Raw genomic sequence first — 14,502 nt, forward strand, 5'->3', positions numbered from 1 at the left:
CGTTTCGTCTCCGAAGTCTATCGGGTAGTCAAATTGTGGAATTTGATTTTATCTATCCAGAGATAGAAGACCGTACACCCGGAGATAGACGACAGCACATGCTAAAATGAAACTATAATGGGTACGTATTCCAAGAAAGGAGGTTTTCTTCTTGAACGCTTCAACTGCTTCTTTACGCTCCCGTTTCCTGCTCATTTGTTTTTTTGTATTGATCTCATTTTTTCTCATTCCAAATGCTTACATGCTTGAACCCACCATTCCATTTATCATCACTCTGATCATCATCATCTGCTTGCTGCTGATGTTTCTCAGGCCCAAAAATAACTGGAAACCTTTTCAAAAAGACATCGCCATTATCGTTCTTGGTACCGTGTCATTTATAAAGTTTCTATATGTAGGGGAAGAGGTCGGTCTATGCTTGCCATTGGTAGCTTTTATTGGATTTCACATCCTTGAACGCCGAGCATTGTACTATGCCACTTTTTTTGGCGTATGCTCCTTTTCTGTCATGTACTTTTATCAAGACCATATTTTTGAGGAGGTAGTAGGCTTTATCGTGACCTATATCGGATGGTATATCGGTGCACGAGGATTATCTCTTCAAAATCAAGCAAAGGAATCAAGTCAGCAGCATCTGAAACAATTACAAGAGGCACATGTTGAACTCCAGGAAGCCCATTCTGAACTTCAAGCAGCCTCTGTGAATACACTCCGTGCCGCTGTCCTGGAGGAGAGGACCAGAATCGCCCGTGATGTTCACGACGCCTTGGGACACAGTCTCACATCGTTAATCGTTCAATTGAATGCCTTGAAATACATGCTGCAAGGCGGACCGAGTGACGCACAGGAGGCTGTGCGAGACATGCTTTCGGTATCCAAGCAAAGCCTCGATGATATACGCTCGTCTGTACATACATTAGCCGCAGACAAATCCTCTCTGGGAATCACACCGCTGCGTATACTCTTATCACGAGCCCAACAACATACTGACATCAAAATGCATTTGATCAGTCCCAATCCAGATATTCCGCTCTCACAGCAGATGACCATTACGCTTTACCGGATTCTCCAAGAAGCTATTACCAATTCCATTCGACATTCGAATGCAACAGAGATTTTCATCTCGATTGAAAAAAAGCAAAACTTCCTATTCCTGTCTATTTGGGACAATGGGAATATTACGAATCATCATCAAATCAAACTTGGCATTGGTTTAACAGGTATCGTAGAACAAACCAAGCAATTAAACGGAGACCTTTCCTATTCCATTCGAGAGCCCCACGGCTTTCAAATGGACATCAGCTTTCCCCTTTAATAAGCAAATAGCGATAAATACGGAGGAATGCCAGCATGGTAAATAAAAGCAAAAAAGAGACCATTCGTGTGGTCCTGGTCGATGACCAAACGATGATCCGTCAAGGATTAGGGTATGTCATAAAAATGCAGAAGGATATGGAAGTAATCGGGGAGGCTTCCAATGGTGAAGAAGCCGTGAAGCTCATTGGAGAAGTCATTCCTGATGTAGTCTTAATGGATGTACAGATGCCGAACATGTCAGGAATCGATGCAACCCGAGAAATCACTCGACTCCATCCTTCGATAAAAGTATTAATCCTTACCACCTTTGACACGTACGATTACATCGTCGACGGTATTCGCGCAGGTGCTATCGGCTATATGTTAAAGGATTCCGATTCACAGGATATGTTGGACCTCATTCGCAGGGCCCATCAGGGAGAAGCACTTTTCTACACGGCTACTGCTGCCAAGGCTCTAGCGGAGGTTCTACAGTTTCAACAAAAGAATCACTCGCCTGCCTCTCATTCTGACTCTGATACTGACTCTGTGCTTCCCCCTCTTGTCATGTTAGATCAGTTGACCGATCGAGAGCAGGACGTACTAGAGCAGCTATCCTACGGCAAACGGAACGATCAAATTGCGCAGCACTTGCTCATCTCCGAGGGAACCGTCAAGACGCATATCCATCGGATTTTGCAGAAAATGGGCGTAGAAGATCGTACACAGGCAGTTGCCAAGGCGATCCGGTATAAAATCGTAAAATAAGGAAGGAAACGCAAAAAAGCCCAAGCATCTAAACCATGCTTGAGCGTTGATGCTGATTGGAATAGACTGCAGCTATTCCATACTCCGTACTTATCCGATCTCCACTTCTAACAACGGCAATACTCTTCCCGGGAACACGGTAGACACGATTTCTCCTACTCGCTTTGCTCCCCTCGACAAGTAAAACGGTTCTGCGTACGGATCACTATGGATGGTAATGACTGAGATATCCAGCTTTTGTGCCACCTCCACCATATGCTGCCACAGAGCCTTTCCGTACCCTTTTCCTACTGCCTCCGGTTCCATGAACAAAAAGCCTAATAGCCACTGCTCTTGCTCTGCATCGTTTTCCAAACTCATGAAGCCCTTGATGCTGCCCTCATCTTCTAACACATAGACTTCGTGTTTCTCGATATAGGCAGGTGATAGCGTCAGGTCGTCACGACAGGCCTCCATGAATTCATCACTGTATCCCCAATAAGCTTTGGAGCGATAGGCTAGCTCACTCAGTTCGCTTGCTTCTTGTCCTTCTGCTCTGCGGATTTTCAAATTAATCATTCCCTTCCTTTGCTACGATATCCTCAAGGCGCTGTTTGATATCCCCTGTACAAACACAGCATTTGCCCGAATCTGAATCGTATGAATTATTCCTCAAAGATAGACAAGAATCCTTTCCAGACCTAGTTTGTCAGCAGAATCGTTTGCACAAAAAAATGGTCATCGCAACGGACGACCATTTTTCCTCTCTTACTTTACTTCCTTTTGACGATAGACTTCCTTCCCTTCAACCAAGGTCAGCACAACTTTTGCATCCTTGATTTGAGTGGCCGGAATTTTAAACAAGTTTTTATCGAGCACGATGAGATCTGCCTTCTTGCCAACTTCGATCGAGCCTGTGATATCATCCACGTGGTTGGCGTAAGCACCATCAATCGTGAAGCTGGCGATCATTTCCGCAAGCGTCGCACGCTCGTCTGGGTTGGCAATTTTGCTCGGATCGGTTACACCGTCCTCGATCCGCGTAATGCCTTGTTGAATACCGTGCAGTGGATTGAATTCTGGCGTTACAATGTAGTCTGACGAAGAAGCTACATGAACCCCTTTATTCAGGAAGCTCTTCATCGGGTATTCTTTTTCTGCGCGTTCTCTGCCCAAGTACGGTACTTCGATCTCATCGTAGTAGCCCTCTTCCTGCATAAACCAAAATGGCTGCACGATTCCGACTGCCCCCAGCTTTTTGAAACGCTCGATGTCTGATTCATTGACCAGTTGCAAGTGAACCAGCGAGTGGCGAGCATCGTGCTTGCCATTTTGTTTTTCAGCGAGCTCCATACCGTCCAGTGCGATGCGGGTAGAAGCGTCCCCAATGGAATGGACGTGCAACTGGAAGCCTGCCTTGTCTACTGCGGCAGCTGTTTGATTGTAAACCTCTTGCTTCCAGATTAATTCTCCGTTTGTTTCTTTATGGACATACGGTTTCTCCAAGTAAGCGGTAGCACCTTCAACGACTCCATCCAAGAAGATTTTAACGGCGTTGACTTGGAATAACGGATTTTGATTGCGCTCACGGATTTTTACGAAATCTGCGACCTGTTCAGGTCCCTTTTCCGGATTTGCTGTTAATGCATTGCGGAAACGGATGGTCAGCTTGTCCTCTTTTGCGAGCTCCTCGTATGCTTCCAATACGTTCGGATAGCGCAGCATATCCGGGTCGCGCACTGTTGTTACGCCGCGTTCAACCGCTTTTTCTTGATAAGCTTCAATTCCAGACTTGTATTGCTGTACGGTGTATCCGCCGATTTTTGACAGCACCAGATCCATGGCGCTTTCACGCAACGTTCCAGAAGGTTCTCCTGTTTTCGGATCGCGCTCGATAATGCCACCCTCAGGGTTTGGTGTATCCTTCGTGATTCCGGCCAGCTTCATTGCTGCCGAGTTCACCCACAGAGAGTGACCGTCATCCGAGGTCAGGGCGATTGGCGTTTTTGGCACGATTTTATCTAATACTTCCTTGCGCGGACCGATACCTGGCACTACCGGATTACTCCAGCCGCGGCCTTGCAATGTTGGTTCGTTTGGATGCTCTTTTACGAATTTCTCGATGGTCGCAACGTATTCCTCGACAGAGCCTCCGTCAAACAAATCAATGGAGAAAATGAGTCCCGTTGTTTTGCTCGCATGTGTATGGCTGTCGATAAAGCCCGGCAACACCATTTGGCCTTTCAGATCGATTACTTTCGTATCCTTACCAATGTGTGCTTTCGCATATTCATCTGCGCCGACAAAGACGATTTCGTTACCGCGAATGGCCACTGCATCTGCCCAGCTGTTCTTCATGTCCACTGTGTAGACCGCGCCGTTGGTTAGCACGACATCTGCTGGCTGTTTTGTCTCTTGGGCGGCAAATGCCGACATCGGACTCATCAGAGCTGTGGCGAGCAATGCGCTGGTTAATTTTTTCCCAAACACGTTCAGATCCCACCTATCTATTTATCTAAGATGAAAAGAATGCCAAAACTGATTGTAGCATCGCAACTCTGAAAATTCCATGAAGTCCGGTCGAAAATTAGTATTTTATCTCGATTGATGACGAATTCGATCACATAATCATCAACTAAATTGGTCAAATTGGAAAAAGGTTGATTTGACTTTCCTTCATGAGTCCATGTATACTCATAAATGTTTTAGTGGGTAAACATTTAACTCCATATATAATTAAGCAATGAAAACAGGAGAGGGTACCATGCAAAGCCAAGTCAATTTTGAAGAACTTTATATTCAACTTCAACGAAAAGTTTCAGCTGAGTCACACAAGCGTCTGGACCCACTCGTATCAGGATCGCAAGCCATGCTTTTGCGAATTATAGATATGAACGGTCCGCAGAAGGCATCTGCTATTGCAGAACGTATGAATATTACCCCCGGAGCTGTTACGAGTCTCGTTGATAAATTGATTGCTTGCGGCTATGCCACGAGAAATCGTGACAGTACCGATCGCCGCGTCGTGCAACTGGACATAACCGATCAAGGAAAAGATATCCTGCGGCAATACAAAGCCGTAGTGAGGAGCACGATTGAACAGTTTTTTGCAGGCGTATCTGATGAAGACAAGCAACACTTAGTCCGCATCTATCACCAGGTTCTGAAGAATATAGAGCAACAAAGAGAGGAGCATCCAGATTGCAACAACTGACAGATAAAAAGAAAGTAACCATTATGATCGCGATTATTACGGCCATGTTTTTCGCGGCGATCAACCAGACCATTATCGGGGTTGCCATGCCGCGTATTATTTCGAAGCTAGGTGGCATGGATTACTATTCGTGGGCGATTACCATTTATTTGCTGACCTCCACTGTCGCTTCTGTGCTGGTTGGGAAGCTCTCCGATATATATGGAAGAAAACCATTTATTTTGACGGGTATCGGGTTGTTTAGTATCGGGGCCTTGTTATCCGGGTTTTCTACCGATATTTTTCAACTGATTACGTATCGAGGTATTCAAGGGGCGGGTGCCGGAATTATCATGTCCACTGCTTTTACCGCCATGGGTGATCTGTACGAACCTCGCGAGCGCGCAAAATGGGGCGGAATCATGAGTGCCGTCTTCGGCGTGTCCAGTGTGCTTGGTCCTCTGATGGGCGGCTATATCGTCGACCATCTCGACTGGCACTGGGTGTTCTGGATCTTCCTGCCAATTGGCGTGATTGCCTTTCTGTTGATCATGATTCATTTCCCAAAAGTACCGAAGCAAGAAGGAGAGTCTGTCGACTACTTCGGCTCGCTGTTCTTGACGCTCACCATCGTACCGATGCTGCTCGCCTTCTCATGGGCAGGAGATGGTCCGGGCAAATACGCTTGGGGCTCGTGGCAAATTATTGCTTTGTTTGCCACCACAATCGTAGCGTTAATCGTGTTTATTTTGATTGAGATGAAAGTAAAAACGCCTGTACTTCCGCTGGGCTTGTTCAAAAACAGTATCTTTACTGTCTCCAATCTGGTCGGATTCTTCCTGAATGCCGGGATGATGGGCGCAATTATTTATGTGCCGTTCTTTGTCCAAGGAGTCAAAGGCATCTCTCCGACGATGGCCGGTTATGTGGCAATGCCGATGTCTATTGCCATGCTCGCGATCTCCGCACTCGCCGGACAAATCATGACCAAGACGGGAAAATATAAAAAGATGGCGTTGGGCGGACTTTCCGTCATGGCTTTGGGCATGGTGCTGATGTATTTCATGTCCCCAGCTACACCGATTTATTTACTCGTGATCTACATGGTCATTCTCGGATTGGGGATCGGGATTGCGATGCCGGTCTTCTCCTTGACCGTGCAAAATGCAGTCGCACCACAGCAATTGGGTGTCGCTACAGCAACTTCGCAGCTCTTCCGCAACCTCGGTGGAACCATTGGAATTGCTGTCATGGGAACCGTCATGAGTGGTAGCATGTCTGCGAAAATGACGCAACTCTCGGGAGCCATGGGTCAAGGGAACAATCCCGCAGCAGCCGATCCTGCTCTGGCAGAGAAGCTGGCGCTCTTTACGAATCCGCAAAATCTGTTGGATCAGCCGAAAATTGAAGCCACGCTGGCTAGTCTGCCGCCGGATTTACAGCCGCTGTTTACTCACATGCTGGATATGATCAGGGAAGCGATGAGCTATGGGATTACGACTACGTTTTTGACTGGTGCGATTGTAGCGGGAATCGCTGTCATCATCGCGCTGTTCCTGAAGGAAATTCCACTGCGTAGTGGGAAGATGGGACAGAAGCCAGAGGGCGAAGCAGAAAAGGCTTAATAGGAAAAGGAAGAGGGCACTTGTCCTCTTCCTTTTTTTCATGGTGTATGGATTTGCTCGCGAATTACTTCTTTTCCCCCACAGAACAACCCTGCAAGGTAAAAGCAAACACAATCTCCTCCCCTACTATCTGCACATCATACTGAGCCAGATGTTTGTCCAACACGGCTTTGACGATGGATAGTCCTAACCCCGTTCCACTAAGTTGTTTGCTGCGTGACTGCTCGATCACATAAAATGGCTCCCAAATTTGCTTCAATTGAGCGGCGTCTATACGTCCGACCCCATTTTTGATCGAAAAAACGACGGAATCCCCCGCCTGTCTGATCGAAATATCAATGCGTCCATTTGTCGTGTACGTGACAGCATTACCAAGCAGATTACCGAGCACCATTTCCAGCTTGTCACGATCAGTCCACACACAATCATTCTCATCCGATTCCTTCTGGATCGAGAGCTGGATTGCTTCCTGCTGGATAAGCAACTGGTATTTCTCCAAGGTTTGTTCCAGCACAGCATGAAGAGAGACGGCCGTAAACGAATATTGGTCCGTTTGATAGCGGGACAATTCCAACAGCTTATTGACCAACTCCGCGATACCGTCTGTCTGCTTTTCAATGACGGTCAGAAAAGTCCCGTCATCCAGGCCATCTCTGATACCCGCTGTATACGCCTTGATTAAAGCCAATGGCGTTTTTAACTCATGGGAAATATCCGAAATAAACGTACGCAGATTCCGGTTTCTCGCTTCCAGCTCTTCGTGAGCGCGTTGGAGCTTGTCACTCATCCGGTTAATGCTCTGCGCCAATTCCTCTATCTCATCGCCCGTGCGAATGTCTGCTTTTTGAAAACGCAGATTCGAAATCTCCTCCGCCGTATCCTTCAGTTGTGCAAGTGGGTCAATCATCCGTTTGGCAAACATCCCGCCCACGACAACGGTCAAGAGCAACGCCCCCAGAAAAATATACGTATTGAACTGATTCACAATGCGAATCGTATCACTGGAATACGCAACCGATTCACTGATCGCGAAAACCACTTGCTCCTTCATCATGAACCGGACGAGTACATTCGATTTCAATTTTTCTTGCATATACAGCTTGTTTACATATTCTCCATCCTGTAAGGAAGCGACACTCTCCTCGGTGACCCAAAACTTGCTGAGTGGCAATCCTTTTTGAGCAAAAAGAGCAAGCAGAGCTACGTTCAAATCATCGTTGTTTCCCGTATACGAGGCATACACAATCGTGACACGGTATTCATTTTCAAGCCGTTCGACCTCTTTTTGCAGAGCATCTGCTGTGAATTCCTCCATCTGGGAAGTAATCGCGGACAACGTATTTTTCTTCTCATACAAAAAATACTTTGGCAAAAAGAATGTGTTAATGAGAAAAGACAAGACGTACACGACAGCGACCACAATGGCAATTTGTGCAAACAGCCGCCGCCCCATCTTATTTATCCGGATTTTCAAAACTGTACCCCATCCCTCGATGTGTTTTTATCCAGTTATCGCCGATCTTCTCTCGCAAACGGCGAATATGAGTATCCACGGTTCTTTCCTCACCGAAATAGTCGAATCCCCACACATGATCGAGTAAGGCTTTTCGCGTCAATACTTTCCCCTCATGCTGCACAAAGTACTTCATGAGCTGGAATTCCTTGTTGGTCACATGCAGGTCTCGGCCAGTGTCGTATATTTTTTGCGCCTCCAAATCCACCTTGATCTGTCCAAACGTGTACTGCCCATCCAGATGCAGCATCTTTTTGGCACGCACTAACAAGATTCTCGGGTCAAACGGCTTTCGCACGTAATCGTCGGCTCCCGCTTGCAAGGCGTGAAGCTCGTCATCGATTTCCCCTTTAGCAGTCAGCATTAAGACTTTTACGGTACTGTTTGCCTTGATTTCCTTGCATACCTCGATGCCACTTACTTGCGGCATCATCCAGTCCAGGATCGCCAGGTCGATTTGTTCGTTGTACACCATATTGAGCGCTTCTTGCCCATCTTTGGCGGTATATGTAGTGAAGCCTTCTTTTTCGAAGTAGGCTTTCACGATTTTGACCATGTATTCTTCATCATCCGCGATCAATATGTTCATGTGCAGCTCCTTTTAGCAATGCCCACACCTTGTCGACTGCTCTTTCATCCTTATTTTTCCTCATTTTCGCCAGATAAGTCTCGCGATTTTTGTACAGAGCAAGGATTCTCGCCACGAACATCTGTGTCGTCGTCTGTTCCTGCAAAAGTACATCTGCGTAACCAGCAGCTTGAAAGCTTTGGGCGTTCACGAGTTGACCTGTACGTGCACCCCCGTTCGTATGCGGGAGGAGAAGCATTGGCTTTTGCAAGGCGAGTAATTCAGAAATCGCATTGGAACCAGCCCGGGAGACAACCACATCGGCAGCTGCCAATAAATGAGCCAATTCCTCTCCTACGAAATCATACTGCTTATAGCCCGGGTAATGAACAGAGTAATCGACCTTTCCTTGCCCACATATGTGAATGACTTGGAATTGGGACAACAGATTCGGCAGCGCCTCGCGAACGACACGGTTGATCGTCTCGGCCCCTTGACTTCCTCCCATGATCAACAGCACGGGCTGCTTTTCATGAAACCCACAGGCGGTGATTCCGCGCAGACGCTGGCCAGCCTTGAGCGACTCCTTGATGAGCGGCCCGACATGGATCGCTTTTTCGGTGTTCAGCTTTCTCTTTGTTTCCGCAAATGTCGTGCATACTGTATCTGCAAAAAGTAGGCAAAGCCGATTGGCAAGACCCATATGCACATCTGGCTCATGAATGATGGTCCTGACTTTGTTCATGCGGGCGCCGAGCACGACGGGAACCGAGACGAAGCCACCCAACGAGTACACGACATCCGGCTTTATTTTCCGTATCAAGAAATAGGCTTGAAAGATGCCACGGAGCACCTGGAGAACATCCGTTACGTTTTTCCATGAGAAGTACCTCCGCAGCTTTCCGGTCGAGATACTGTGATACTGGACTGCTTTCTGTGTTTCTACGAGCTGTTTTTCTATTCCTGTCTCTGAGCCGATATAGTGCACGCTCCAGCCTTCTTGCAAACATTTAGGGATCATGACGAGATTGCCTGTTACGTGCCCGGCAGAACCTCCGCCTGTGAACAAAATGGTTTTCATGACAGGAAACCTCCTGCCCGCAGCATTGCTCTCGTCTCTTCCTTAGTCATAACCATCGACTCGGAGTGGAAGCTGGAAAAGTCGACCCTCGGATATGCTGCGTAATACGCTTGCAGCTCGTCTTGTGGAAAAGCAGGCAGGATGACAAAGTATTGGTCGTTCAAGTCAACCGCTCTATCGCTTTCCATCTCGGACACCAGCATTTCATATCGCTTTTCACCTGGGCGCATCCCAATGGTGATAATACGGCTGCCCTGCCCTCCCGCCTCTTCTCTAAGGACCTCCGCTATATCCATAATTCGGCAAGAGGGCATCTTCAGTACAAAGGTTTCCCCGCCCAGACTGTTATGTGTAGCCGTAAAGAGAAGGTGGATCGCCTCTTCCAGACTCAAGAAAAATCTCGTCATTTGCCCATCTGTCACCCCAAGATCCATACCTTGTTGCAATTGGTTTTTGAAAAGGGGAATCACACTGCCTGTCGATCCCAAAACATTGCCGCTTCGCACACAAACAAAGCGTGTACTAACATCCCTCGTGTTGGCCTGAATGATCAGCCGCTCCCCAATCGCCTTGGTCATCCCATACGTACTGGAAGGATTGGAAGCCTTGTCTGTGGAGACGTAGATGACCTTTTGCACACGATTGGCAATGGCCGCCTCGATGACATTTTGCGTACCGATCACGTTTGTTTTGAAGGCAATATACGGTTGGTTTTCGCAAATCGGGACATGCTTCAATGCCGCAAGATGATACACATAATCGACCTGCTGGCACGCCTGCATCAATTCCTCCTGATCCCGAATGTCTCCATTCATAAAACGCAGTCGTTTATCTTGAAAATGATGGCTCATTTCTACTTGTAGGGCTTCATTGCGTGAAAAAATACGTATTTCCTTTGGCTGCTGCGGCAGGAGTTGCTTCACGAGCTCCCAACCCCAAGAGCCTGTACCACCCGTTATTAAAATGGTCTTGTTTTTCATCTGCTGTACCTCCGAAGCATTCATGTGACTGACATGAATATCGTAGAGGTCGTGTGTTACGTCAGTATGACAAATCTTCGTAGAAACGAAAAAAATGACGTCAGAAACGATCTCTACCGTCACTTTATCCTTACAGCTCTGCTCTTCCCGTTCGGATCGCATAGGCATAGTCTCTGCGCCCGTTTTCCTCTGCTTTTCTGGCTGCCTGCTCGAAATCATACGGAACCAATACGTGCTCGACTAGCCACGAGCCGCCTTGTTGTTTTACCGTGACGTACTTCGCATGGGGCGTCTTCGATTCCATCGAATGCGGGTACGGCGCTTCCTCAAAATACGCTGGAAGCCCAACGCTCCCCGGGTTTACCACGAGCTTGCCATCGGGTAGCCATACGGATTTGGGCACATGAGAGTGGCCGCAAAAAATGACCTGCTGCTGAATGCCAGTCAGCTCGATCATTAAGGCATTTGCGCTTTTGTCTTCTACCCCATATGGAGCGACATTCTCCAATAAGTACACATCATCGGCAAAAGGTGTGCCGTGGCAAAACAAGAGATCATCAAACGTCCACTGCTTTTGGAATGACCCGATCCAGCTGAGCATTTCTTGTGTCAGCAGTGGCTTCACGTATTCGAAGGTGATGGACTCCATTTGCTCTTCCAGTAAATATCTGTCACAATTACCCATGATGTGGGTGATAGTAGATCGCTCCATTAAGAGTTCTGCCGTTTTGATCGGATCAAGTGGCCCAAATAATGTGTCGCCTAAATTCACAATGGTTTGAATCCCGCGAGAATGAATGTCGTGCAGCACAGCTTCCAATGCATAAGCGTTGCTGTGTATATCGGAAATCACCGCGATGGAATGGTTGTTTTGGCTCAATGTCATATACTCCTTTACGATGGGGATTCCCCTCGAAGCTTCAGCTCACATAGTATTACCGCAAGACTACAAAGATTTCCTGCTCCATAATGGAAATGGTGTACAACGTATCAGAGGATGCCCTTCTATCAAACAGAGAGAGGCATCCTCTTCCTATGCCATTTTCAAATTTCATGAAAAAGTTTAAGAGGGGGGCACCCTCGTTTTCGTCTATAGTAGTGAACACCAAAAAGGAAAGCTGCGCAGCACCTTTTTGCAAGGAGGTAACAAGCATGCAGGACGATCGAGAGGTCATTGCGGAGGTTCTTCAAGGAAATAAAGAGGCTTATGCTCTGATCGTCAATAAATACAAGGGAAAAATCGCTTCGATTCTTGGGCGCACGCTCCACCATTCTCATGATGCCGAAGACATGGTGCAGGAGGTTTTTATCAAGGCGTACTACAGTCTGCCAGATTATAAACCCAACCACTCCTTCTCTGCCTGGCTGTATCGAATCGCGATCAATCGCGGGATTGACGAGCTGCGGAAACGAAAGCGGATGCCTTCCGTAACGGAGATGAATGTCGAAGTCAAAGACGAATGTCCGATCCCTGAGGAAGATTATCTGGAAAAAGAACAGCGTCGTGCTTTGCGACAGCAGATGATGACACTGGACAAGAACCACAGGACGATTCTCGATTTGCATTATCTCCAGCATTTAAGCTACAGGGAGATCGGCAACAAACTATCTTTGTCCGTAGATACCGTGAGAATGCGCCTTTCCTATGCCAGGAAAAAGCTGCGAGACCAGCTAAGCAAGCCGGAGAAAAAAGGGGGTACCCCGCTTTGAATTGCCTTACGCAAAGACAGCTGATCGCCTACATGGAAGATCGTTTATCACCAGTGAACAAACGAAATGCCGAAAGTCATCTCGATCATTGCACACACTGCCAGTACCAGCTGGAACAATGGATCGATGAGCTGCACCAAACGGAAGAAACGATGTGGGAAAACTCCCTCTCAGCAAATATGGATCAAAAGATTATTCAGATGCTCTCCCCTCATCCCGTGAGAGTATTGAACCCTGTTAGCCCTTCACACCAACCACCTGCGTGGAAACAAAGGAGTATTACGATCATGAAAAAAATGACGCTTGCCGCTGCTGCATTAACTGTTGTCGTATCGGGAGGAATGCTCGTCTCCCCGACCTTTGCTAGTTATGTCCATGCTGCTTTTACGAATAGCCCGATTGGCAAAGCTGATCCTGTAGCTCCTGTGAGCAATAGCTTTTTGCAAAAATTAGCGGACAAAGGAATTGCTCAAGCAGCCAAGAATGGATTCGCGCAGTCCGTTAATGTAAGTGCGACTGATCAAGGTCTCACTTTTACCGTGCATGAAGTGGTCGCTGACCCGTTGCGTATTAGTATTGCAGCTTCTTTAAAAGACAAGAACGGTAAGCCAACGGACGGTTTTTTGAGCCAAATGATCAGAAGAGATAAGAAGGAGCAAGTCATTACAATCAAAGACAAACAAGGGAACGTACTGAAGCCTGTTGAGTCATCTGCAAATGAAGACACTCGCAGACCAAATGAAGATTGGCACAATGTTATGTATACAGATACCGGTACCATGTCCTTGAATCGTGAGCTGCGCAGCTACTTTGCTGATATCAGTGAAATTCCGGACGAGCTGATTGTAGAGTTCAACATTAAACAATTGGACAACATCAAAGGAAACTGGAAGCTGTCCGTACCTGTTGACATGAAAAAGGCAAAGGCCGCGACGAAGACACATGAGATCAACAAAACATACACGACTCCGCAAGGGCTCAAGCTGGACGTAAAACAGATGACGTTTGCACCGAGTGGGGTGGAAATGGTCGTAGATCGCTCGAATACGGATAACCAGCGAAAAGAATACAGCTACGAGCTAGTCAATGAAAAGGGCACAGTTGTCGCCGCTTGGGATTCCGATGCTGTCACCCGTAAAGCCAGCAAACAAAGCAATGTCATCCCGTATTTGAAATGGGCTCATACCCGCTCTACTGAAAATGGAACAAGAGACTTCCACTACTTCCAACCAATCGACGAAAGCCAAAGCCTCACCTTCAAGCTCGGGTCTGTATATACAGAGGAAACAGCTAAGCTTAACGCGAAATTGGACACCAATCGCCTCGAAAAGAAAGAAGTCATTACAGTGGAAGACCAGGGAGATCAGTTTACTTTCAAAAAATATCAAAAGGATCCAAACGCAGTCGTTGATTTTGAAGGCTATGACGGCCATCACCGCGTGAACGACGATGGGACTACCACGAAATTGGAAGGCTACGATCTGGCATTCGAGGCAACTCTCTCTCCAGATACTGCCGCTATGGGTCCCTACCAATACTGGACCATTACAGACGAGACCGGGAAAGAGTACGAAGACATCGACTACTTAATCAATAAGACTGAGTATAAAAATGATCGGGCGATTTTTGAAGGAACGATCTTCTTAAAAAACCTCACAACCCTTCCAAAGCAATTGATCATTACTACCGAGAAACGAATGGTTGAACACAAAAATGTAGAGTGGGAAGTACCGATTTACGCTGGAAAATAAGAGCTCTTTATACGCAAAAGGCTGGTGGTACCCTTCGT

13 protein-coding genes are annotated in these 14,502 nt (G+C 47.1%); 6 read left to right on the forward strand and 7 right to left on the reverse strand.

Annotated elements, in window-relative coordinates:
* The first annotated feature begins 151 nt into the window (after positions 1–151).
* Both ACQ5DJ_RS16015 and ACQ5DJ_RS16020 read left to right on the forward strand, forming a co-directional pair.
* On the forward strand, positions 152–1,315 hold the full coding sequence (locus tag ACQ5DJ_RS16015; RefSeq protein WP_429843342.1) for a sensor histidine kinase: 1,164 nt from the start codon (positions 152–154) through the stop codon (positions 1,313–1,315).
* 35 nt (positions 1,316–1,350) lie between these two features.
* Positions 1,351–2,064, forward strand: coding sequence for a response regulator (locus ACQ5DJ_RS16020; RefSeq protein ID WP_429843343.1), 714 nt, complete (start codon positions 1,351–1,353; stop codon positions 2,062–2,064).
* A 90-nt stretch (positions 2,065–2,154) separates the two neighbouring features.
* On the opposite strand, the gene ACQ5DJ_RS16025 is transcribed toward ACQ5DJ_RS16020, so the two are convergent.
* Both ACQ5DJ_RS16025 and ACQ5DJ_RS16030 read right to left on the reverse strand, forming a co-directional pair.
* Positions 2,155–2,613: a GNAT family N-acetyltransferase gene (locus ACQ5DJ_RS16025; RefSeq protein ID WP_429843430.1), complete on the reverse strand. Its 459-nt coding sequence runs from the start codon at positions 2,611–2,613 to the stop codon at positions 2,155–2,157.
* A gap of 198 nt (positions 2,614–2,811) precedes the next feature.
* Positions 2,812–4,533: an amidohydrolase gene (locus ACQ5DJ_RS16030; protein WP_429843344.1), complete on the reverse strand. Its 1,722-nt coding sequence runs from the start codon at positions 4,531–4,533 to the stop codon at positions 2,812–2,814.
* Between the two features lie 274 nt (positions 4,534–4,807).
* Here ACQ5DJ_RS16030 and ACQ5DJ_RS16035 point away from each other — a divergent pair, with 274 nt between their 5' ends.
* Together ACQ5DJ_RS16035 and ACQ5DJ_RS16040 are read left to right on the forward strand one after the other, a co-directional pair.
* Positions 4,808–5,257: a MarR family winged helix-turn-helix transcriptional regulator gene (locus tag ACQ5DJ_RS16035; protein WP_429843345.1), complete on the forward strand. Its 450-nt coding sequence runs from the start codon at positions 4,808–4,810 to the stop codon at positions 5,255–5,257.
* Positions 5,245–6,861, forward strand: coding sequence for a DHA2 family efflux MFS transporter permease subunit (locus tag ACQ5DJ_RS16040; protein WP_429843346.1), 1,617 nt, complete (start codon positions 5,245–5,247; stop codon positions 6,859–6,861). The genes ACQ5DJ_RS16035 and ACQ5DJ_RS16040 overlap by 13 nt, the downstream gene beginning before the upstream one ends.
* A gap of 64 nt (positions 6,862–6,925) precedes the next feature.
* On the opposite strand, the gene ACQ5DJ_RS16045 is transcribed toward ACQ5DJ_RS16040, so the two are convergent.
* The 5 genes from ACQ5DJ_RS16045 to ACQ5DJ_RS16065 form a co-directional block, all read right to left on the reverse strand.
* On the reverse strand, positions 6,926–8,335 hold the full coding sequence (locus ACQ5DJ_RS16045; protein WP_429843347.1) for a sensor histidine kinase: 1,410 nt from the start codon (positions 8,333–8,335) through the stop codon (positions 6,926–6,928).
* A complete protein-coding gene (locus tag ACQ5DJ_RS16050) occupies positions 8,316–8,963 on the reverse strand; it encodes a response regulator transcription factor (RefSeq protein WP_429843348.1) in 648 nt (215 codons plus the stop codon). Before ACQ5DJ_RS16050 ends, ACQ5DJ_RS16045 begins: the two co-directional genes overlap by 20 nt.
* Positions 8,941–10,023, reverse strand: coding sequence for an undecaprenyldiphospho-muramoylpentapeptide beta-N-acetylglucosaminyltransferase (locus tag ACQ5DJ_RS16055; protein ID WP_429843349.1), 1,083 nt, complete (start codon positions 10,021–10,023; stop codon positions 8,941–8,943). Before ACQ5DJ_RS16055 ends, ACQ5DJ_RS16050 begins: the two co-directional genes overlap by 23 nt.
* A complete protein-coding gene (locus tag ACQ5DJ_RS16060) occupies positions 10,020–11,003 on the reverse strand; it encodes a polysaccharide biosynthesis protein (RefSeq protein WP_429843431.1) in 984 nt (327 codons plus the stop codon). The genes ACQ5DJ_RS16055 and ACQ5DJ_RS16060 overlap by 4 nt, the downstream gene beginning before the upstream one ends.
* 130 nt (positions 11,004–11,133) lie before the next feature.
* Positions 11,134–11,889 (reverse strand): metallophosphoesterase family protein, encoded by a 756-nt coding sequence (locus tag ACQ5DJ_RS16065; RefSeq protein ID WP_429843350.1) that lies wholly within the window; start codon positions 11,887–11,889, stop codon positions 11,134–11,136.
* 266 nt (positions 11,890–12,155) lie between these two features.
* Between ACQ5DJ_RS16065 and ACQ5DJ_RS16070 the strand changes: the two genes are divergently transcribed.
* Positions 12,156–12,713, forward strand: coding sequence for an RNA polymerase sigma factor (locus tag ACQ5DJ_RS16070; protein ID WP_429843351.1), 558 nt, complete (start codon positions 12,156–12,158; stop codon positions 12,711–12,713).
* Positions 12,710–14,464 (forward strand): DUF4179 domain-containing protein, encoded by a 1,755-nt coding sequence (locus ACQ5DJ_RS16075; protein ID WP_429843352.1) that lies wholly within the window; start codon positions 12,710–12,712, stop codon positions 14,462–14,464. Before ACQ5DJ_RS16070 ends, ACQ5DJ_RS16075 begins: the two co-directional genes overlap by 4 nt.
* The last annotated feature ends 38 nt before the right edge of the window (positions 14,465–14,502 follow it).

It is taken from the genome of Brevibacillus sp. FIR094, assembly GCF_050477165.1.
Lineage (GTDB): Bacteria > Bacillota > Bacilli > Brevibacillales > Brevibacillaceae > Brevibacillus.

Bases quoted from the DNA above. Each gene is read 5' to 3' on its own strand.
- ACQ5DJ_RS16020 (WP_429843343.1), top strand. From the start codon at position 1,351: ATGGTAAATAAAAGCAAAAAAGAGACCATTCGTGTGGTCCTGGTCGAT.
- ACQ5DJ_RS16035 (WP_429843345.1), top strand. From the start codon at position 4,808: ATGCAAAGCCAAGTCAATTTTGAAGAACTTTATATTCAACTTCAACGA.
- ACQ5DJ_RS16050 (WP_429843348.1), bottom strand. From the start codon at position 8,963: ATGAACATATTGATCGCGGATGATGAAGAATACATGGTCAAAATCGTG.
- ACQ5DJ_RS16055 (WP_429843349.1), bottom strand. From the start codon at position 10,023: ATGAAAACCATTTTGTTCACAGGCGGAGGTTCTGCCGGGCACGTAACA.
- ACQ5DJ_RS16060 (WP_429843431.1), bottom strand. From the start codon at position 11,003: ATGAAAAACAAGACCATTTTAATAACGGGTGGTACAGGCTCTTGGGGT.
- ACQ5DJ_RS16065 (WP_429843350.1), bottom strand. From the start codon at position 11,889: ATGACATTGAGCCAAAACAACCATTCCATCGCGGTGATTTCCGATATA.
- ACQ5DJ_RS16070 (WP_429843351.1), top strand. From the start codon at position 12,156: ATGCAGGACGATCGAGAGGTCATTGCGGAGGTTCTTCAAGGAAATAAA.